An 18,744-nucleotide genomic window follows, 5' to 3' on the forward strand; every position below is an offset into this window, starting at 1 on the left:
GGTGAATAAAATGACTGTTGGAATTCAACTACAACAAACCATTGCAAGTGCACAAAGCGTTGCTGCGAATTTAAAATCATTTGCTCTTCAAACTCAAGACCAACAAGCAAAACAAATGTTTAACCAACTTGCACAAAATATGGATAACACCATTTCTGCTTTGCAAGCACGATTAAATTATATAACAAATGAAGAGCCTCAATACAAACAACAATAAATAAAAAGCTACGTAAAAAATATTATCCCTCTATAGTAGACAAAAAAAGTACTGTCTACTATAGAGGGATATTTTATGGAGTAAGTCTTTTAGTGCCTTCTTTTTTGAACATACCAATCATTCCAATTAACGAAAGAAGAAGACTTAGCCATTGTTCTTGTGTTAAGCCTAAGATCAATTTGATATTGACATCAAAGATAGAAATGATTAATAAACCATAACCTAATCCCATATATAACAACATGAGTTTGGTGAAAGTGAATTCCTTTCTCCAGCGAAAAAATAAGATTAATAACAAACCGAGCCAAAAGGCTTTATAGAGATTGACTGGATGGTAAAGGTGTTGTGATTGGATCGCTTTTCCATCATCTTTGATCAATAACGAATAGAAAAAGAAAGTAATGGTATAAATGAACCAAGAAAACTGCAAAATATCAACCCATGAAAAACCCTTTTTTCTTACTTGAAAAACCAAGTAAAGAATAGCGATTAATATTCCTATCCAGAAACTGGTATTTGTTCCAGAGGCCCAAATGACTACTTGGGGGTTTTGGATCACTCGTTTTAGATCAAATACGATCCAGCCAAATTTATAGACCAAAAGCACGATTAGTATAAGAGTAAATACTAAATCAGAAAAGTTCTCTTTCTCCCATCCTTTTTTTCGTGCCATTTGTTCACTAACAAAAGTTCCAAGAAAAAGTCCAATAAATAAAATGATCCATTGAAGGGGAAGTTGAATAGGACCGATTTTCAGAATCTGATTTGCTTCGATCATCCGTTACTCCCCCAAAATCTTTTTGATGTTTGTTTCAATCGTCTTATAATCCATCGCTCCCACATGTTTAACTTGAATCACACCCTCTTTATCGATAAAGAAACTAGTGGGAATGGTATTGGCTCGATACAATTTGGCAACTGTATGATCTGGGTTTGGATTTTCATCGAATAAGATCGGCATTTGATACCCGTTTGCTTTCATGAAATTGATTGCCTCAGATTTTGAATCATTAAAGGTTAGATTAATTCCATAAAAAGCGACCTGATTTTTATATTTTTCATAAGCTTGTTGAATATATGGCATTTCCACTTTACAAGGGGGACACCAAGAGGCCCAAAAGTTTAAAAATACTGGCTTTCCTTTTAACTGACTTAATGAAATGCTTTCTCCCTGTTCATTTTTTAAAGTAAAATCAGGAGCAAGAAACCCTTCTTCAGGTCGAACATCTTTTTGCCTACCCCCACTGGTTTGATTATAATAGATAATTCCTCCAACCAGTAAGATCGCAATGAGAACACTTATCCATCCTTTTTTCAAAGCGCCCTACCTTCTTTCTATATATTTTTTCTTTTCTCTATCTACATTTTTTATCAAGATATGGTAACTTCGTCAATGATTGAAACATTATAGGAACCAAAAACGAATGATGGCTATTGATAATTTCCATCAATAGCCATTTTACCCATCTCAGATTCCTTTAGTCAACAACATCATATCCTTGATCTTCAATTGCTTCTTTCATCTGTTCAAATGTTACTTTTCCTTCATCAAAAGTTACGGTAACATTTTTGTTTTCAAGGCTTACAACCGCATTAATAACACCACTTAATTTTTTTAATGCACCTTCTACTGCCATTTTACAATGATTGCAAGTCATTCCTTCGACACGAATTACTTTTTCCATTTGTTATTCCCTCCAATATAAGATTTTTATTTTATATGAAACCCTTTCTTTTTTTTGTAAGGGTCACAAGCGAAAATCGTCATCTTTATAATTTTATATTTTTTAAGCGCAATGAATTTAAGACAACGGATACTGAACTCATTGCCATTGCTGCCCCAGCTATCCAAGGAGCTAGTAAACCGGCAATGGCCACAGGAATACTAATTGTGTTGTAAAATAAAGAAGCAAAAAGATTCTGCTTAATATTTTTTAAAGTTTGCTTACTTATATAAATCGCATCTGCGACCCCTTTTAGGCTGCCACCAATTAATGTTACATCAGCAGCTTCAATTGCGATATCTGCCCCAGTACCAATGGCAATTCCTACGTCAGCTGTTGCTAATGCAGGAGCATCATTAATCCCATCACCAACCATGGCAACAATATAACCTTGATCTTTTAATTTTTGCACTTCTTTTGCTTTATCTTCTGGTAAGACTTCTGCCCGAATTTCATCTACACCCACTTGCTCCGCAATACTCTTAGCTGTACGCTGGTTGTCACCAGTAATCATCACAACTTTGATGTCCATCTCTTTTAATTTCTGAATTGCCTCTTTTGAATCATGTTTTACTGTATCCGCTACAGCAATCAACCCTAAAATCCTTGTTTCAGTTGCAGCAAGTACAACGGTTTTCCCCTGTTCTTCAAATTTAGCCATTTTTTCTTCTATGGTTTCAATACTCAATCCTAGCTCACTGATTAATTTGCGTGTTCCAATATAGACCATTACTTCATTTACTTTCGCTTTTAGACCTTTTCCTGGAATAATTTCAAAATCACTTACAGGTAATAAAGGAATTCCTTTATCTTCCATTCCTTTTACAATAGCTTTACCAATGGGGTGCTCAGAACTTTTCTCTACAGAGCCTACGAGTTGTAGTAATTCTTCTTCTGAAGCATTTACAGGAATTGTATCCGTTAATTCAGGCTCACCTTTTGTAATCGTTCCTGTCTTATCCAAGACAATCGCATTAATCTTCTTTGCATTCTCTAAATGTTCTCCACCTTTAAACAAAATGCCATGCTCTGCTGCCTTACCCGTTCCAACCATAATCGAAGTTGGTGTTGCTAATCCTAAAGCACATGGACAAGCGATAACAAGAACAGCAATTGCATTCACAAGCGCGTGTTCAAAATTATAAGGATCTGCAAAGAAATAATATCCTATGAAGGTGAGTAATGCGATGGCAACAACGATTGGAACAAAGATCCCTGAAATGACATCAGCCATACGTTGAATGGGAGCTTTGGTACTATTTGCTTCTTCTACTACTTTGATAATTTGAGCTAAAGCGGTGTCCTTCCCAACCTTAGTTGCTTTAAATTTAAAAGTGCCATGTTTATTTATTGTTGCCCCAATAACGGTATCCCCTATTTTTTTATCAACCGGGATACTTTCACCCGTTAACATGGATTCATCTACCGAAGAGAAACCATCGATAATTTCCCCATCGACAGGAATTTTTTCCCCAGGGCGAACCATCACGATATCGCCTTTCACAACCTCTTTAATGGGAACTTCAATAAACTCTCCATCTCTTTGTACCATCGCCGTTTTGGCCTGTAAATCGATCAGCTTTTTAATCGCATCAGATGTTCTACCTTTTGCCAACGCTTCTAAGTATTTACCAAAAAGTACTAAAGTTATTAAGATTGCACTTGTTTCAAAATAGAGTTGATGTGTTCCCACAATCATTCCATAAATACTATAGAAATAGGCGGCTGAAGTTCCAAGTGCAACAAGAACGTCCATATTGGCACTACCATTTTTCAATGCTGAATATGCACCATGGTAAAATTGATAACCAATATAAAACTGAACGGGAGTGGCTAAAAGAAGTTGAAACCAAGGGTTCATCATAAATTCTGGGACTAAAGACATCGCTCCCATATGACCAAGCATTGTCCATAATAACGGCAAAGACAAAATTGCAGAAGTAATTAATTTATTTCGCTTCTTCCGTAATTCCTTTTCCTTCGCTGATTCACCGATTTGTTCATCTTCATGAGCTTTGCCATCGTAACCTAAATCTCGAATCTTTTTAATGAAATCATCAAGATCGACTTCATCAGCATTGTATTCGATAACTGCCCTCTCCATTGCAAGATTTACCGTTGCAGAATAAACACCTGGCATTTTATTTAGACCTTTTTCAATTCTTGCGGAACAAGCCGCACAAGTCATACCGACAATATCTAGTTCTACTTTATCTTTCCTTACACCATAGCCTAAATCTTTAATTTTTTGTTCAATTTGTTCTAACGTTACTTTACTAGGATCATAAGTAATCGCAGCTTTTTCTAAGGTTAAATTTAAAGATGCGTTTACCCCATCTAATTTATTTAACCCTTTTTCGATCCTTGTTGAACAAGCTGCACATGTCATCCCCTCAATTTTTAATGTAGCTTTCGCTTCACTCGCCACGCAACTCACTCCTCATATACTTACGATCTATTTAATAAAAAGATTGATAACATCCATTAATTCATCAATAATAGCGTCGCCTTCACCTGATTTGATTGCCTTTTGGACACAACCATGTGTATGTTTTTCTAAAACCGCTAATCCTACTTTATCTAAAGCAGCACGAACAGCAGCAATTTGCGTAAGTATATCAACGCAGTAGCGTTTATCCTCAACCATTTTTTGAATGCCACGAACCTGACCTTCAATTCGTTTTAATCTTCGAAGAATCTTTTGATCTGTCTCATTTGGTAACAGATCATCTGTTAAGCGTTCCATACCTATACCCCCTTTAGGTATTATTATAAAAGATTTTATTTTTGATTGGAAGGACAAATTTTCATTTAGTAATAATTTTTTTAAACAAAACCATTTTTTATAAATACCCTATATAGGTATTTATTCAAATGAATATATTCGCATAAGTGAAAAACGGCCAGAATTTGGCCGTTTAAAACAATCATCGGGTTCTTTTATTCACACGCCTACTTATACTGCGTTTTCAATCGCTTGAATTAATTTATCTTCGATTTTCTTTGCAATCTCCGTTAGGTTTTCTTGTTCCATAAGCCCAATTAGTATTGATGGACGAACCAATCCCACTTTTGTTTGCCCTTCTTGTTCGGAAACGACGATCTTGCAAGGCAAGAAATAACTAGACATCGGGTCTGCAGCAATAATCCCCGAGGATTCATTCGGATTGCATACTTCTAAAACAACAATCTTATGTTCAATTGGAAGTTCTAACTCACTTAGCTTTTGATGAATATCAAATCTCCACAAAACCCCGAAACGGATTTCCTTTAACTCCTTTTCAAGATCTGCAATCACTTGTTCTAATTCCTTCTTTGTCTCAAACGTTACATGATAATGATCTTGTTTCATCCTTAAATAAGACCCCTTTCTACTATACCCCTTATTGTGCTCTGCTTATTTTCTGTGAATCAGCAAAAATAATAATCTGAACAGTTTTTAAAATAACAGAGTATTGTGAAGAAAATATGAATTTCCTTTGATCTCATTCAGTCCTTTTTTATTTCTCCAATTAAAATGTACTGATCTGGATTTGGCCGTTCTAGTGAGACCTGAAAATTGCTGTTTTCTAGTACTTGCTTTAATTTAAATGAGTCTATTCTCTCTTCAATGGGTGGTCCAGACTCACTTATTTTCTTCTCCCACTCAATAACTAATAATTTCCCTTTAGGATGTAATACCCGGTGAATTTCCCTTATTGTCTGATTCAAATCTTTCACTTCGTGTAATACAAGGGACACAATAACCTTTTCTGCGATTTGGTCATCAAAGGGTAAAGTTTCTATTTCGTGTTGAATCATCTCGATATTATCTATTTTTTCCCGTTTCATTTCTTGCTTCAGATGACTCAACATTTCCTCTGACACATCAACAGCAATGACTTTTTTTACCAGTTTTGCAATTGGTAAAGAAAAATAACCTGTACCTGCTCCTAAATCAAGCACCGTATCCTCTTTCTTTAAATCAAGATATTGAAGAACTTTATCAGGAGGTAACATTTTCTTTCTTTCGTCATTATTCAATTTACTCGCATGTTTTGGATCAAAACGATGCACCATTAAACTCTCAACTCCTGCAAATGCAAATTTTTAGCTAAACATATTTTTACCCAATTAATTGAAACTATCAAAGTTTTAAGTGTGAATTCTATACTTCAAAGAAAAAAATAGGTTTGTATATTCCAACGCTTATGGAATATACAAACCCGATATATGTTAAAAAGATCAGAGAAACAGATCCCTGGCCATACTACAACTATTTGATTTTTAATAATAATTGCAATGTATCTTTAATAATCTTATCTGTATCCAGTTCCTCTTTATTTTTGAGATGTTCAACCAAGCAATTACTCATATCTACCCCGACTACATTGACGATTATCCGATCAACAGCATTTCGGATTGCCGATAATTGATGGACAACTTGATCACATTCTTTTCCGTCTTCCATCATTTTAAGAACGCCTCGAATCTGACCTTCGACTCTCTTCATACGGTTGATAATATCTGTCGGATATTCCAAAAGGTTCACCTCCGAGAACAAATTTGCTTCAATTTCGCTTAGAAATTAGCATTTAAGCCAGGTTCATTGAAATTGGCAAAAAAGCACATTAAAGTGAACCGATTGTTGATGAATTCCAAAGATTATATAACGTTTTCGTAATCATTGGTGTTAAGGAATATAAATATTGAGAGAAAAGAGAACCTTCTACCCATTGGTTCAGCTTTGGCGATGGTATAACAGAAACGATATTTATGAGTATAATCAAAATAAGAAGCATTTGGATCAAACCAACGGTTGCACCTAAAGTTTGATTTACAATGGCGATACCTGGAAAACTAGCCACTTGATGCAGAATCGCTCCACCTAAATTTAATGCGAACTTCGTTATCATAAAAAGAAGAAAGAAGGATATTGCATGATAAAACATTCCTTCTAATTGAAAGTTTTTGGAAAACATTCGGACCGAAGATTGCTGAAAAATTGGTGTCGGCACGATTTGTTTGATCCAAGGGACCAATTCTTCAGAAAAATGATAAGCAACAAAAAACGCCACGAAATAACCAACAAAGTGAATCATTTGCCGTATGAGACCCATCTGATATCCTCTGATGAGCGAAGTAATTAAGAGAAAAAGAATAATAAGGTCTACTATATTCATCATATCCCTCTATTCTTCATCTTCAATCAACTTCAATAATTCATCATATTCTTGTTTTAAACGAAAATATTCGTCAGCGATATTCACTGCCGTTAAAACAGCTATTTTGGTCGAATCCAGACGCTGATTCGATTTTGCAATTTCTCTCATCTTTTCATCCACATATCCTGAAATCATCCTTATATAATTAGGGCTCGCTTTTCCTACTATTGTATATTGTTGTCCAAATATGGAGATTGTTAACCGATTTTTTTGTGCTTCATTCACTCGGCAAATCCTCCCTGCTGCAAAATGAAATCATTCTTCCATAATGATAAGTATACCACGTGTGGCATAAAATTTCTTCGCAAATTTTTGAGCCATATAAATAGGTTTATATATTCCAACAACTTATGGAAACATGAAAAAAAGACTGTTGGAAATTTCCCAACAGTCGAGGGTGAATTAACGAAGTTCTGCTTGCGCATGTTCCTTTAGGGCTTCAATCACTTTCTCTTGCATGGAGACAATTTCTTCATCCGTTAATGTTCTCTCTTTATGGCGATAAATTAGAGAAAATGCCATACTCTTCTTATCTGTCCCTAATTTCTCGTTGGTATACACATCAAAAAGTGTCACTGATTCAAGCAAATTACCTGCAGCTTTTTTAATAATATCGATTAATTTTTGTGCCGTAACTTCTTTTGGGACCAACACAGCCAAATCTCGTTCTACCGCTGGATATTTTGGCAATGGGCGATATTCAATTTCAGTGTTTGCCATCTCAAGAAGAGTACTTAAATCTAATTCAAAAACGAAAGTCTCAGCTAGATCATATTGTTGTTGAACTATAGGATGAATCTGGCCTATATAGCCTAATAAGATTTCGCCTTTTTTCAATGTTGCAGTACGTCCAGGGTGGTATCCTTTAATTGTAGCTGGTTCTACCTGAATAGAGGTGATTCCTAAGCATGTTAAAAGCTCTTCCACAATTCCTTTCGTATAATAAAAATCATAAACCTCATTTTTATTCTGCCAATAAGTCGGCGCTTGACCCGTTACAAGCCCAGCAATGACTTTTTTTTCCTTAGGCAAAGTAGTTACATTCATTTCATCGGTAAGAAACACTTTCCCTATTTCATAAATTCGGATATTTGTTTGATTTCTGTTGATATTGTATTGTGCAACTTCTAAAAGATGAGGAATTAAATCGGTTCTTAGATATTTTCTTTCTTCACTCATTGGCAGTGCTAAAGCTATCGGTTTCAAACCATCTGCTAATCCTTGATTCAATCCAAGTTGCTTCTCACCAGTCAAAGTATAAGTAATCACTTCTTGAAGCCCCATTGCTTCTAGTCGATTTTTGATTATGCGCTGAAGGTGTTGTTTTGACTTAAGTCCACCCTGTGAATACTTTCCAATTGGCATGGTCGTTGGTATCTCATCATAGCCATGGATTCTTGCAATTTCTTCGATTAAGTCAACCTCTTGCATAATATCTTGACGTCTCGTTGGAACTGTTACCATCAGTCCATCTTCTACTTGATCCGTAACGAAATGAAGTCGTTTAAAAATTCGTTTCATTTCATCAACAGTAATTTTGGTACCGAGTACTTGATTCACCCAATTGGTTCGAACGTGAATTTTCCTTTCTTCAGGTTCTGCTATTTTTTCTTCCGTTATATCTCCTTCAAGAGTTGCCCCTGCTAACTGCAGTAAAAGCGCTGCTGCCCGATTTAATGCAGCATAGATTCGATTCGGATCTACTCCTTTTTCAAAACGCATACTTGCCTCAGAACGAAGTCCTAATTTTTTAGACGTTTTCCGAATGGAAATTCCATCAAAATAAGCAGACTCCAACAGAACTTGTGTTGTTTTTTCTGTTACTTCCGTATTTGCTCCTCCCATGACGCCAGCAATGGCGATTGGTTTTACCCCGTCTGTAATTAAGAGCATCTCTTCATCTAAGGTTCGTTCTTGATCATCAAGGGTAATGATTTTTTCTTCAGGTTTTGCTAAGCGTACAACGATTTTCGATTGATCTAAGCGTTCAAAATCAAAGGCATGCAATGGTTGTCCATATTCTAACATCACATAGTTTGTCACATCGACCACATTATTGATGGGACGAATTCCTGCAGCGATTAAGCGATTTTGCAGCCATTGAGGAGACTCTTTCACTTGAATATTTTTAACAACTCGAGCTGCATAATGTTTACATTCCTTTGGTGCATCAATCTCAATTTGCACAGGATGGTTGGGATCGATTTTAACCTCTAAAGGATCTTCAGGTAGTTTAACAGGCCGTTCTAAAATGGCAGCGACTTCATAAGCGACACCAATCATACTTAGACAATCGGCGCGATTAGGGGTTAAGTCAAGCTCTAAGATATAGTCATCAAAACCTAATAAAGGCTCAATAGGCTCACCAATTTTTGCATCATCTTGTAAAACGAGAATCCCTTCTGTTTTTTCTTTGGAAAGCAAACGTTCATTCATCCCTAATTCTTTTGCTGAACAAATCATTCCTTGGGATTCAACCCCACGCAGTTTGGCCTTTTTAATTTTGACCCCACCAGGTAATTTGGCCCCAACTAAAGCAACAGGAACTTTTTGTCCTGTAGCTACATTCGCTGCCCCGCAAATAATTTGCAAGGTTTCTTCCTTGCCCACATCGACTTTACAAATCTTTAATTTATCTGCTTCAGGGTGTTTGCTGGTCTCAATTACATGGCCGACGACCACTTTTTCAATGTCTGGATTCACTTGCTGAACCACATCGACAGCAACACCACTTCTTGTCAATTTTTCTGCCAATTCATATGGACTGATGTCATTAATATCTACAAATTGGGTTAACCATTGGTAGGATACTTTCACTTCTATAACCTCCTTACATTCGTTTAAATTGATCAAGAAAACGCAGATCATTAATATAAAACTGACGAATATCATCGATTCCATATTTCAACATAGCAATTCTTTCTACACCCATCCCAAAAGCAAAACCAGTGTATTTGTTAGAATCATAACCAGCATTTTCTAATACCTTCGGATGGACCATCCCTGCACCTAAGATTTCAATCCATCCTGTTTCTTTACATACCCGACATCCTTCTCCATGGCAGATCATACAGGAAACGTCTACTTCTGCACTTGGTTCAGTAAAAGGGAAAAAGCTAGGACGCAAACGAATCTTGGACTGTTCCCCAAACATTCGCTTCGCAAAACTTAATAAGATCCCTTTTAAATCACTCATGCTAATGTTTTCATCTACCACAAGTCCTTCAATCTGAGTAAATTGATGGGAATGAGTGGCATCATCCTCATCTTTGCGATACACTTTCCCAGGACAAATAATTTTTACTGGAACATCTCCTTTTTTCGCTAACATAGTCCGAACTTGAACAGGAGAAGTATGGGTACGCATGAGGATATCTTCTGTGATATAAAAGGTATCTTGCATATCCCTTGCTGGATGGTCTTTAGGAATGTTTAGAGCTTCAAAATTATAATAGTCCGATTCTACTTCTGGACCTTCGGCTACCTCAAATCCCATACCAATAAAAATATCTTCAATCTCTTCAATGATTCTTGTTAACGGATGGCGATTCCCTTGAATCGATGGTTGACCGGGCAAGGTAACATCGATGGTTTCCTCTTTTAATCTTTGTTCCATTTCTTTTTCTCGCAGAAACTCTTCTTTTTGCCTTAGAACTTGTTCAATTTCTTCACGAATCTCATTGACTAATTTCCCAATGTAAGGACGCTCTTCTTGAGATAAAGCCCCCATCCCTCTTAATACCTCTGTAATTTCGCCTTTTTTCCCTAAGTACTTAATCCGTAACGATTGTAAGGATTGTAAGTCTGTAACTTGATCAATCTCAGCCAGTGCGTTCACACGAATTTGCTTTAACCTGTCTTGCATCGTTCAAACCTCCTTAAAAATATAAAAGGCTTCCCGCCCAAGGGACGAAAAGCCGCGTTACCACCCTAATTCAAGGAAAACAACACAAAACGTTATTTTCCTCCTCGATGTCTTAACGCCAACAAACGGGATACTCCTACTATCTTTCAAAGCCCTGCTCCAGAGTGAACTTCAACAACTTGATCTTTAAAGATGCTTTCAGTCTATGGCACCTTCTCCCTGAGAAAGATCAATCCGTTGTCTACTCTCTCTTTCCTCGCATTTTATATCTAATTTTTTATTTTATTATAAATAAAACTTCAAGATGATTTCAATATTTGTCTAGCTCGCTCAAATAAAATGATACTAGTCGCTATTGCCACATTTAAAGATTCAGCTTGACCCATAAAAGGAATTTGCACCATTTGATCGACTTGCTCCATTCTTGATTCAGCCAATCCCCTTGCTTCATTACCAACAAGAATGGCCGTTTTTTGTTTATAATCCATTTCAAAATACGCCTTTTTGGCATAAGGGCTTGTACCAATCACCTGAAAAGAAGATTCCTTCAAACGGGGTATCACTTCATCTAAACTTGCTTTTACGATGGGAAGATGAAACATAGACCCCATGGCGGAACGAATCACTTTTCCATTATAAGGATCGACTGTTCCATCACCTAAGATAATCCCTTCAACTCCAGCTGCATCCGCACTGCGAATAATTGTGCCTAAATTCCCTGGATCTTGAATTTCATCTACTAAAAGTAAAAAGGAGTGGGAGAGTAAGGTTTCTATGGTATGTAGTTCTTGTTTTACGATGGCAAAAAAACCCTGAGGGGTTTTTGTTTCTGCTAGTTTTTCGATAATATGTTGGCTAACCTGATATAAATGAATGGGTTGTTTAGACTGCTCCATTTTTGTTCGCCATGAATCAGGAATCTCTTTGTCCTCTCCGTAGATAATACTCACCACTTCTTGTCCTGATTGTAATACCTCTTCAACGTTCTTGATTCCTTCAATCAAAAATAACCCTTGTTCATTTCTTCCTTGTTTGGTCTTTAAGCGAATCCATGACTTGACTTTTGGATTGTGCACCGATTGAATGATTTCTACATTTGTATTCATCGATATCTTCATCGCTTTCCATTCATGACAAAGTCTTGGAATTTTTTCAAATCATTATTATGACCAATAACAACAAGCACGTCTCCTTCATAGATTATATCCTTTGCACTTGGTGCGATATTAATTTTGTCTTGATTTTTAATCGCCATTACGTTACAGCCAAACCTTGCGCGAATATTTAATTCAACTAAACTTTTCCCTGACAATTTTTCACTGGCAATAATTTCAACAATGCTATATTCATCAGAGAGTTCAATATAGTCAAGAATATTGGGGGTAACAAGATTATGGGCAACCCTTTGTCCCATATCCCGTTCAGGGAAAACAACTTTTGTTGCCCCGATTTTATATAAAACCTTAGCATGAAGTTGATTTTGCGCTTTGACGACAATCGTTTCTACACCTAATTCTTTAAGAATTAAAGTAGTTAAAATACTGGCCTGAATATCTTGACCAATGGCAACAACAACAACATCAAAGTTGCGAATCCCTAATGATTTTAAGGCCATTTCATCGGTTGAATCGGCTTGTACCACGTGGGTAACCTGGTTCATATTTTCTTGAATCCTTTCTCCGTCTTTATCAATTGCTAAGACTTCATAGTCTAATTCGTGTAAGGTTTTTGCCACACTTAAACCAAACCGACCTAGACCAATGACCGCAAATTGCTTACCCATATTGTTTCTCCCTTCAAAGCATTTTAAATTTTATTATATCATAACTATTGATTGAAATCGATTTGGATATACTAAGAATTAATACACTGGAAATAAGGAGGTTCTTCAATCAATATGAATTTTGATCTTCGCCAAGCGATTATCAATAACATAAGAGGAAAAACAGAAGAAGAGTTGAGGGATATGATCGTAACATCCATCGAAGAACATGAAGAAAAAACGTTACCGGGTTTAGGTGTTTTGTTTGAAATTATTTGGTCAAATGTAGATGCAGATACCCAGGAGTATATGGTGGAAACATTGAGTAAACATATTAATTGAGTATGAAAAAGAGTGCTTTTTTATAGCACTCTTTTAGATTTAGGCATTATTTTTAATTTGGTTAACCGTATCTTCATCTAATCGCTTGATCACCTTAACGAGAAGTTCAACGGCTTGTTCGAAATCATCCCGATGTAAGATCGCAGCATGACTATGAATGTAACGAGTTGCAATCCCAACAACAAGAGAAGGAACTCCCCTTCCTTGTAAATGGAAGCGTCCAGCATCAGTTCCCCCACCAGATAATGCATCAAACTGAAAGGGAATTTTCTCCTCTTCTGCAATACGAATCACAAAATCACGAAGCCCCCGATGAGGAACCATGGATGCATCATAAAGTAAAATTTGTGGCCCTTTTCCCATCTTACTAATAGCCTCATCGGGTGTTACACCTGGTGTATCCCCAGCAATTCCCACATCGATAGCAAAGGCAATATCAGGTTTTACCGTATTGACAACGGTTTGAGCTCCCCGTAATCCTACTTCTTCCTGAACAGTACCCGCACCATAAACCGTATTTGGATGTTGTTCATTCTTTAATCGTTTTAACACTTCAATCGCAATCGCACAACCAATACGGTTATCCCAAGCTTTTGCCATTAACATCTTTGAATTTTTCATCACCGTAAATGGAGATACAGGAGTAATTGGATCTCCAGGACGTACGCCAAATTCCTCTGCCTCTTCCTTGCTTGATGCCCCGATATCAATGAACATATCCTTTTTCTCGACGGGTTTTTTTCTCGCTTCTGCCGGCAAAATGTGTGGCGGTTTTGAACCTATAATGCCAATAACTTCTCCTTTTCGCGTATGTACAGTAACACGTTGAGCAAGCATTACTTGCTCCCACCAGCCACCTAATGGTTGAAATTTTAGAAAACCTTCATCGGTAATCCGTGTGACCATAAAGCCAACTTCATCAAGGTGGCCGGCAATAAGGATTTTTGGCCCTTTATCCCCTTTTCTAGCGATTAGACTTCCTAAATTATCCGTAAAGACTTCATCGGCATATGGAGAGATATATTTTCTCATCACCTCACGAACAGGTCCTTCATGACCAGGAACACCAGGTGCTTCTGTTAGTTCTTTAAACATTTGTAAAGTTTGGTCTTCCACTTTAGCTCAACCTCCTTGATTTAGATTGGTACGTTTAAACAAACTTATTATACCGAATAATAAAAACAAATTATACAAATATTTCGGGAGGCGAATAAATAAAAAAAGGATTGAAAAGAGATTTTTCTCTCTTCAATCCTGAATTCAGAGGTTAATTGATTCTTTTGATCCTTAACATTTTACCAACGATAAAAGCAATCAACGCTGTACTTGCACTAAAGAGCGCTCCCATTTTCGCTGCACCTTGGACTTTTAGATCGGTAAATGCTGCTCCGGCAACAAACAGAGCAACCGTTAATCCCATCGCTGCAACAACCCCTGCTAAAAACAGCTCTTTTTTACCCATACCGTTTGGTAATGAAAATCCTATTAGATTAGCGATCAAACCTAATGTAAATATCCCAAACGTTTTACCGACAAGGAGTGCAATAAACACTAACCATGTCGCAGTAGCGATTTCAGAGAATTCAACTCCTGCATTTGCCAATCCAAAGGTAAATAGGCCAAAATCAACGAAGGCTTTCCACTGATGCTCAAATTGATGTAATGTTGACATATCTGATTCATCTTCTTCAAATAATTCCCCAGGATTTTGAATTGGATGAGGTAAAAATGGAATGATAAAGACCAAAGCCAATGCAGGATGCAAGTGGGCATTGTGCAAGCCTGTCCAACTTAATGCTCCGCCTATGATAAGATATGGCCAATAGCTCTTTACATTCGCTTTTCTTAAAATAAAAGCCACAGTCATCCCTGCTAATGTTAATAATAACCAAACGGGTTCAACAGGATGGGCAGGATCTGGGTAGAAAATAGCGATAATGGCCAACCCAATGGCGTCATCTGCGATCGCTAATAAAAGTAAGAAAGACACAGCTGGGTGCTTATTACCAAAGACAAATCTTGCAACCAACCAAGCTAAAGCAATATCTGTTGCTGTTGGTATACCCCAACCCCGAAAGAGTTCTGGTGAGCCAATGATCGCATTTAATGTCATATAGACAATAGCAGGTCCTAATACCCCACCCAAAGTGGCCATAAGTGGGTTAACCGCTTTTTTGATGGGATTTAAAGCACCACCTGGCATAAAGCTTTGCGTAATCTCAACCGCAGCAATCGCAAAGAAAAAGACCATAAAAATATCATTAACAAAGAAATGAAAATCAAATTCACCAAATAATTTTCCGTAAACAAAGCTTTTATAACTCTCTGGTGAGAGATTCGCCCATATTAATGCGACAATGACACCGGAAATCAATGGAATAGAAAATTCTCTTAATAAGTTTACCGTTTTTCGCAATCAGCATCCCCCTTTTGTAGTTCAATTCTGTCACTATTCTATAACAAATCCGATTTTAACTTTACTTTCTTATGATGTCAAACCTCTTTTAAAAAATAAATGGGTTCTTTCGGGGGATTAAAGTAAACAAGGAATAAGGTATCTTGTTTGACCATTGCTCCTGTTTCAAAATAATCCCCAAGATGATAGGGAAGGATCTCTACCATCGTATGTTTATGCAAATCTTTTTCGCTCAATCCTAGCATCTGGAATTGAGCAGAAAATCTTTCAGGATGTTGAACCAACTGTTTAAAAATATCATTCAATTTCTGTTTAGAAATCGCAAATTCCCACCAGGTTTTTCTTGGTTTATGTGTAAAATTTAAAAAGTAGTCAAATTTCATTAAACTTACGATAAAGTCAATGTGTTTGGTTTGACGATCTTGTAAAAACTCAAGAAGCCTTAAAAATAAGGTTTCTAACTGATGTCCGATACGATGCCAGCCTTTTGCTGTCCAATAATCACCAAATTCCTGAAAAAAATCAAAAGGAGAAGAAAACTCTTTGTCAACGAGGTATTCAATGGTCTGATCCATCCGATGCCCATTCCAATATTTTTCTAACACATCCTCCACTCTTTTGAGGCGAATCACATCGTCAAATGGCAAATCATCATTTTTTAGAATCTCATAAGGAGCATAATCTTGATAGACATATCCATATTGTTCTGCTTCATACCAGATTTTTGTTCCCCGCAACATTTTGAGAAATCCAAGTTGTAATTCTTCAGGTCGCAGTGCGAATACATCATTAAATGTATTACGAAAAGAAGCATAATCTTCTTTAGGTAGCCCGGCGATTAAATCTAGATGTTGATCGATTTTTCCACTTTCTTTGATTTTCAAAACCGTTTGGCTTAGTTTTTTGAAGTTCTGTTTTCGATTTACAAGGGCATTCGTATAGTCATTGGTCGATTGAATGCCGATTTCGAAACGAAAAACCCCCTTTGGCGCATGATCGACAAGATATTGAAGGACATCTTCCTTCATAATATCAGCGGTGATCTCAAATTGAAAAACAGTCCCCTGATGATTCTCAATTAAAAACTGGAAGATTTCCATAGCATACTTTTTATTTAGATTAAACGTTCGATCAACAAATTTAATGGTCTTAACTCCGTGTTGAATCAATCGGAATAGATCCTCTTTTACGCGGTCAATAGCAAAATAACGGACCCCAGTTTCAACTGAAGATAAGCAATAGGCACAGGAAAAAGGACATCCACGACTAGCTTCAAAATAGACGATTTTATCTCGCAATGAGGCTAAATCTTCTTCATCTTGGTACGGGCTTGGAATCTGATTGAGATCCAATTTTGGCCGAGGAGGATTAATATAGTAGCCTGTTTCTGTTCGATAAGCAATCCCTTGTACCTGATTTAATGTTTCTCCCTTTTGTAGAGTTTGCAAAAGATGAAGAAATGTTGCCTCTCCCTCACCGTAAACAATCACATCAATTTCTTCTATACGATTAAACCAATAGGAGATATCGTAAGAAACTTCAGGCCCACCTAAAACGATCGTTAAATCAGGTCTTACCTTCTTTAACATCTGAATCAATTGAATCGTCTCTTCAATATTCCATATGTAACATGAAAACCCGATCACATCTGGTTTTCTTTCATATAGATCGGTTAAAATCGTCATTAAGGGTTCATTAATGGAATACTCACAGATTTCTATATTGGGAAACTCTTTCTGACTATATGCTTTGAGATAGCGTAAAGCAAGTGACGAATGGATATATTTCGCATTCAAGGTTGATAAGACGATTTTCATCGCAATCCTCTTCCTTTTTACTAAAAATAGGTTTGTATATTCCAACGCACCCCGTTGTCCGTGTATAAATACACTACCAAAAGTCGCTGCTTATGGAATATACAAACCCAGTTAGAACATACAAGCCATTTCACGTTTTGTAAGGGAGCTATTGCTTCAAACATTATTATACTTTCTTATCTTTGAAAAAAAACACCCGCTAAGGGTGCTTTTTTCAATAATCATATTAAGCATTGATTTTTTCTTTTGCTAATTGTGCTAACTCAGAAAATGCTTTTGCATCATTTACAGCTAAGTCAGCTAATACTTTACGGTTCATATCTACACCAGCTACTTTTAAACCATACATGAATTTGCTATAGGATAAACCATTCATGCGAGCAGCTGCGTTGATACGAGCAATCCATAGTTTGCGGAAATCGCGCTTACGTTGACGACGGTCACGGTAAGCATATAATAAAGATTTCATGACTTGAGCATTTGCAGTCTTAAATAAACGGTGCTTAGAACCGAAATAACCTTTTGCTAGTTTTAATACTTTTTTGCGGCGACGACGAGTCACATATCCGCCTTTTACTCTTGGCATATTAATTTCCCTCCTCGATCATGACCTTGTTCATTAATTATAGATAGGTAACTAATTGTTTAATACGTTTATAATCACCTTTACTTACAAGAGTACTCTTACGTAAATGACGAGCGCGTTTTGGGCTTTTCCCTTCTAAAAGGTGGCTAGTAAAAGCATGGCTTCTTTTCAACTTACCACTACCTGTTTTCTTAAAGCGTTTTGCTGCTCCACGATGTGTTTTCATTTTTGGCATAACCAATTCCTCCAATCTATCATAAACTCTTATTTCGGCGCTAAAATCATAACCATACTACGACCTTCTAATTTTGGCTTCCGTTCAACAACAGAAATCTCTTCTACTTCTTTAGCTAAACGGTTTAAGACATTTTCGCCAATATTTTGGTGAGTGATTTCACGTCCGCGAAAGCGAATGGTGACTTTTACTTTATTTCCCGCTTTTAAAAATTTAATCGCACTGCGAAGCTTCGTTTGAAAGTCGTTTTCTTCAATGGTTGGACTTAAGCGAATCTCTTTGGTGTTGATCACTTTTTGATTCTTCCGTGCTTCTTTTTCCTTTTTACTTTGTTCGTAACGGAATTTGCCGTAATCCATGATCCTGCAAACAGGCGGTTTAGCTGCAGGAGCAACATTTACCAAATCAAGATTTTGCTCTTCAGCAATTCTTAATGCCTCTTTTAAAGGAACAATCCCAATCTGTTCTCCATCAGGCCCGATTAGACGAACTTCGCGAGCACGAATGTCCTCATTGACTAAATATTCTTTGATAATAATTTGCCACCTCCAAAAAACTTTCCATGGATAAAAAAGC

The 18,744-nt window shown here is 36.8% G+C and carries 22 protein-coding genes and 2 other annotated features (1 of these 24 only partly in view); of the genes, 2 read left to right on the forward strand and 20 right to left on the reverse strand.

Annotated elements, in window-relative coordinates; translation table 11 throughout:
- Window positions 1-10 precede the first annotated feature (10 nt).
- A complete protein-coding gene (locus ACMW72_RS07425; RefSeq protein WP_418368215.1) occupies window positions 11-217 on the forward strand; it encodes a DUF1657 domain-containing protein in 207 nt (68 codons plus the stop codon).
- Window positions 218-290: 73 nt separating this feature from the next.
- On the opposite strand, the gene ACMW72_RS07430 is transcribed toward ACMW72_RS07425, so the two are convergent.
- From ACMW72_RS07430 to ACMW72_RS07495, 14 genes are all read right to left on the reverse strand, one after another.
- Window positions 291-995: a hypothetical protein gene (locus tag ACMW72_RS07430; RefSeq protein ID WP_418368216.1), complete on the reverse strand. Its 705-nt coding sequence runs from the start codon at window positions 993-995 to the stop codon at window positions 291-293.
- A 3-nt stretch (window positions 996-998) separates the two neighbouring features.
- Window positions 999-1,535: a TlpA family protein disulfide reductase gene (locus ACMW72_RS07435; RefSeq protein WP_418368217.1), complete on the reverse strand. Its 537-nt coding sequence runs from the start codon at window positions 1,533-1,535 to the stop codon at window positions 999-1,001.
- Between the two features lie 160 nt (window positions 1,536-1,695).
- Complete coding sequence (gene copZ, locus ACMW72_RS07440) at window positions 1,696-1,902, reverse strand: copper chaperone CopZ (RefSeq protein ID WP_418368218.1); 207 nt, start codon at window positions 1,900-1,902, stop codon at window positions 1,696-1,698.
- Window positions 1,903-1,987: 85 nt separating this feature from the next.
- Window positions 1,988-4,378 carry a heavy metal translocating P-type ATPase gene (locus ACMW72_RS07445; RefSeq protein WP_418368219.1) on the reverse strand — a complete coding sequence of 797 codons (2,391 nt, stop codon included), beginning with the start codon at window positions 4,376-4,378 and terminating at the stop codon, window positions 1,988-1,990.
- An 18-nt stretch (window positions 4,379-4,396) separates the two neighbouring features.
- Window positions 4,397-4,687 (reverse strand): metal-sensitive transcriptional regulator, encoded by a 291-nt coding sequence (locus tag ACMW72_RS07450; RefSeq protein ID WP_418368220.1) that lies wholly within the window; start codon window positions 4,685-4,687, stop codon window positions 4,397-4,399.
- 210 nt (window positions 4,688-4,897) lie between these two features.
- Complete coding sequence (locus tag ACMW72_RS07455) at window positions 4,898-5,293, reverse strand: DUF302 domain-containing protein (RefSeq protein ID WP_418368221.1); 396 nt, start codon at window positions 5,291-5,293, stop codon at window positions 4,898-4,900.
- A gap of 137 nt (window positions 5,294-5,430) precedes the next feature.
- A complete protein-coding gene (locus ACMW72_RS07460; RefSeq protein WP_418368222.1) occupies window positions 5,431-6,000 on the reverse strand; it encodes a class I SAM-dependent methyltransferase in 570 nt (189 codons plus the stop codon).
- A 196-nt stretch (window positions 6,001-6,196) separates the two neighbouring features.
- Entirely contained in the window at window positions 6,197-6,463 is a 267-nt protein-coding gene (locus ACMW72_RS07465; protein WP_418368223.1) for a metal-sensing transcriptional repressor, read from the reverse strand.
- Between the two features lie 88 nt (window positions 6,464-6,551).
- A complete protein-coding gene (locus ACMW72_RS07470) occupies window positions 6,552-7,103 on the reverse strand; it encodes a CvpA family protein (protein WP_418368224.1) in 552 nt (183 codons plus the stop codon).
- A 9-nt stretch (window positions 7,104-7,112) separates the two neighbouring features.
- Window positions 7,113-7,370 carry a cell division protein ZapA gene (gene zapA, locus ACMW72_RS07475; RefSeq protein ID WP_418368225.1) on the reverse strand — a complete coding sequence of 86 codons (258 nt, stop codon included), beginning with the start codon at window positions 7,368-7,370 and terminating at the stop codon, window positions 7,113-7,115.
- A 177-nt stretch (window positions 7,371-7,547) separates the two neighbouring features.
- On the reverse strand, window positions 7,548-9,962 hold the full coding sequence (pheT, locus tag ACMW72_RS07480; RefSeq protein WP_418368226.1) for a phenylalanine--tRNA ligase subunit beta: 2,415 nt from the start codon (window positions 9,960-9,962) through the stop codon (window positions 7,548-7,550).
- Window positions 9,963-9,975: 13 nt separating this feature from the next.
- Window positions 9,976-11,010 carry a phenylalanine--tRNA ligase subunit alpha gene (gene pheS / locus ACMW72_RS07485; protein WP_418368227.1) on the reverse strand — a complete coding sequence of 345 codons (1,035 nt, stop codon included), beginning with the start codon at window positions 11,008-11,010 and terminating at the stop codon, window positions 9,976-9,978.
- 37 nt (window positions 11,011-11,047) lie between these two features.
- Window positions 11,048-11,276: a binding site (T-box leader), on the reverse strand.
- Window positions 11,277-11,309: 33 nt separating this feature from the next.
- Window positions 11,310-12,128 carry a TrmH family RNA methyltransferase gene (locus tag ACMW72_RS07490; RefSeq protein WP_418368228.1) on the reverse strand — a complete coding sequence of 273 codons (819 nt, stop codon included), beginning with the start codon at window positions 12,126-12,128 and terminating at the stop codon, window positions 11,310-11,312.
- On the reverse strand, window positions 12,125-12,793 hold the full coding sequence (locus tag ACMW72_RS07495) for a potassium channel family protein (protein ID WP_418368229.1): 669 nt from the start codon (window positions 12,791-12,793) through the stop codon (window positions 12,125-12,127). Before ACMW72_RS07495 ends, ACMW72_RS07490 begins: the two co-directional genes overlap by 4 nt.
- Before the next feature lie 114 nt (window positions 12,794-12,907).
- Between ACMW72_RS07495 and sspI the strand changes: the two genes are divergently transcribed.
- The gene (gene sspI, locus ACMW72_RS07500) at window positions 12,908-13,114 is read left to right on the forward strand and encodes a small acid-soluble spore protein SspI (protein ID WP_418368230.1); all 207 of its coding nucleotides are present in this window, start codon (window positions 12,908-12,910) and stop codon (window positions 13,112-13,114) included.
- 39 nt (window positions 13,115-13,153) lie between these two features.
- Here the strand turns inward: sspI and ACMW72_RS07505 are convergent, their stop codons facing one another.
- From ACMW72_RS07505 to infC, 6 genes are all read right to left on the reverse strand, one after another.
- Complete coding sequence (locus ACMW72_RS07505; protein WP_418368320.1) at window positions 13,154-14,209, reverse strand: M42 family metallopeptidase; 1,056 nt, start codon at window positions 14,207-14,209, stop codon at window positions 13,154-13,156.
- A 172-nt stretch (window positions 14,210-14,381) separates the two neighbouring features.
- On the reverse strand, window positions 14,382-15,530 hold the full coding sequence (locus ACMW72_RS07510; protein ID WP_418368231.1) for a Na+/H+ antiporter NhaA: 1,149 nt from the start codon (window positions 15,528-15,530) through the stop codon (window positions 14,382-14,384).
- 77 nt (window positions 15,531-15,607) lie between these two features.
- Window positions 15,608-17,347: a B12-binding domain-containing radical SAM protein gene (locus ACMW72_RS07515; protein WP_418368232.1), complete on the reverse strand. Its 1,740-nt coding sequence runs from the start codon at window positions 17,345-17,347 to the stop codon at window positions 15,608-15,610.
- 226 nt (window positions 17,348-17,573) lie between these two features.
- The gene (gene rplT, locus ACMW72_RS07520; RefSeq protein WP_418368233.1) at window positions 17,574-17,933 is read right to left on the reverse strand and encodes a 50S ribosomal protein L20; all 360 of its coding nucleotides are present in this window, start codon (window positions 17,931-17,933) and stop codon (window positions 17,574-17,576) included.
- 37 nt (window positions 17,934-17,970) lie between these two features.
- Complete coding sequence (gene rpmI, locus ACMW72_RS07525) at window positions 17,971-18,168, reverse strand: 50S ribosomal protein L35 (RefSeq protein ID WP_418368234.1); 198 nt, start codon at window positions 18,166-18,168, stop codon at window positions 17,971-17,973.
- A gap of 29 nt (window positions 18,169-18,197) precedes the next feature.
- Complete coding sequence (infC, locus tag ACMW72_RS07530) at window positions 18,198-18,707, reverse strand: translation initiation factor IF-3 (protein WP_418368321.1); 510 nt, start codon at window positions 18,705-18,707, stop codon at window positions 18,198-18,200.
- Window positions 18,708-18,741: 34 nt separating this feature from the next.
- Window positions 18,742-18,744: a sequence feature (ribosomal protein L20 leader region), on the reverse strand (it continues 109 nt past the right edge of the window).

This window comes from Tepidibacillus sp. LV47 (genome assembly GCF_048381575.1).
Taxonomy (GTDB): Bacteria; Bacillota; Bacilli; order Tepidibacillales; family Tepidibacillaceae; genus Tepidibacillus.

Bases quoted from the DNA above. Each gene is read 5' to 3' on its own strand.
- ACMW72_RS07505 (WP_418368320.1), bottom strand. From the start codon at position 14,209: ATGTTTAAAGAACTAACAGAAGCACCTGGTGTTCCTGGTCATGAAGGA.
- copZ (WP_418368218.1), bottom strand. From the start codon at position 1,902: ATGGAAAAAGTAATTCGTGTCGAAGGAATGACTTGCAATCATTGTAAA.
- ACMW72_RS07490 (WP_418368228.1), bottom strand. From the start codon at position 12,128: ATGAAGATATCGATGAATACAAATGTAGAAATCATTCAATCGGTGCAC.
- sspI (WP_418368230.1), top strand. From the start codon at position 12,908: ATGAATTTTGATCTTCGCCAAGCGATTATCAATAACATAAGAGGAAAA.
- ACMW72_RS07455 (WP_418368221.1), bottom strand. From the start codon at position 5,293: ATGAAACAAGATCATTATCATGTAACGTTTGAGACAAAGAAGGAATTA.
- pheS (WP_418368227.1), bottom strand. From the start codon at position 11,010: ATGCAAGACAGGTTAAAGCAAATTCGTGTGAACGCACTGGCTGAGATT.
- ACMW72_RS07425 (WP_418368215.1), top strand. From the start codon at position 11: ATGACTGTTGGAATTCAACTACAACAAACCATTGCAAGTGCACAAAGC.
- ACMW72_RS07430 (WP_418368216.1), bottom strand. From the start codon at position 995: ATGATCGAAGCAAATCAGATTCTGAAAATCGGTCCTATTCAACTTCCC.
- ACMW72_RS07460 (WP_418368222.1), bottom strand. From the start codon at position 6,000: ATGGTGCATCGTTTTGATCCAAAACATGCGAGTAAATTGAATAATGAC.
- ACMW72_RS07450 (WP_418368220.1), bottom strand. From the start codon at position 4,687: ATGGAACGCTTAACAGATGATCTGTTACCAAATGAGACAGATCAAAAG.
- rplT (WP_418368233.1), bottom strand. From the start codon at position 17,933: ATGCCAAGAGTAAAAGGCGGATATGTGACTCGTCGTCGCCGCAAAAAA.
- ACMW72_RS07470 (WP_418368224.1), bottom strand. From the start codon at position 7,103: ATGAATATAGTAGACCTTATTATTCTTTTTCTCTTAATTACTTCGCTC.
- ACMW72_RS07515 (WP_418368232.1), bottom strand. From the start codon at position 17,347: ATGAAAATCGTCTTATCAACCTTGAATGCGAAATATATCCATTCGTCA.
- ACMW72_RS07495 (WP_418368229.1), bottom strand. From the start codon at position 12,793: ATGGGTAAGCAATTTGCGGTCATTGGTCTAGGTCGGTTTGGTTTAAGT.
- rpmI (WP_418368234.1), bottom strand. From the start codon at position 18,168: ATGCCAAAAATGAAAACACATCGTGGAGCAGCAAAACGCTTTAAGAAA.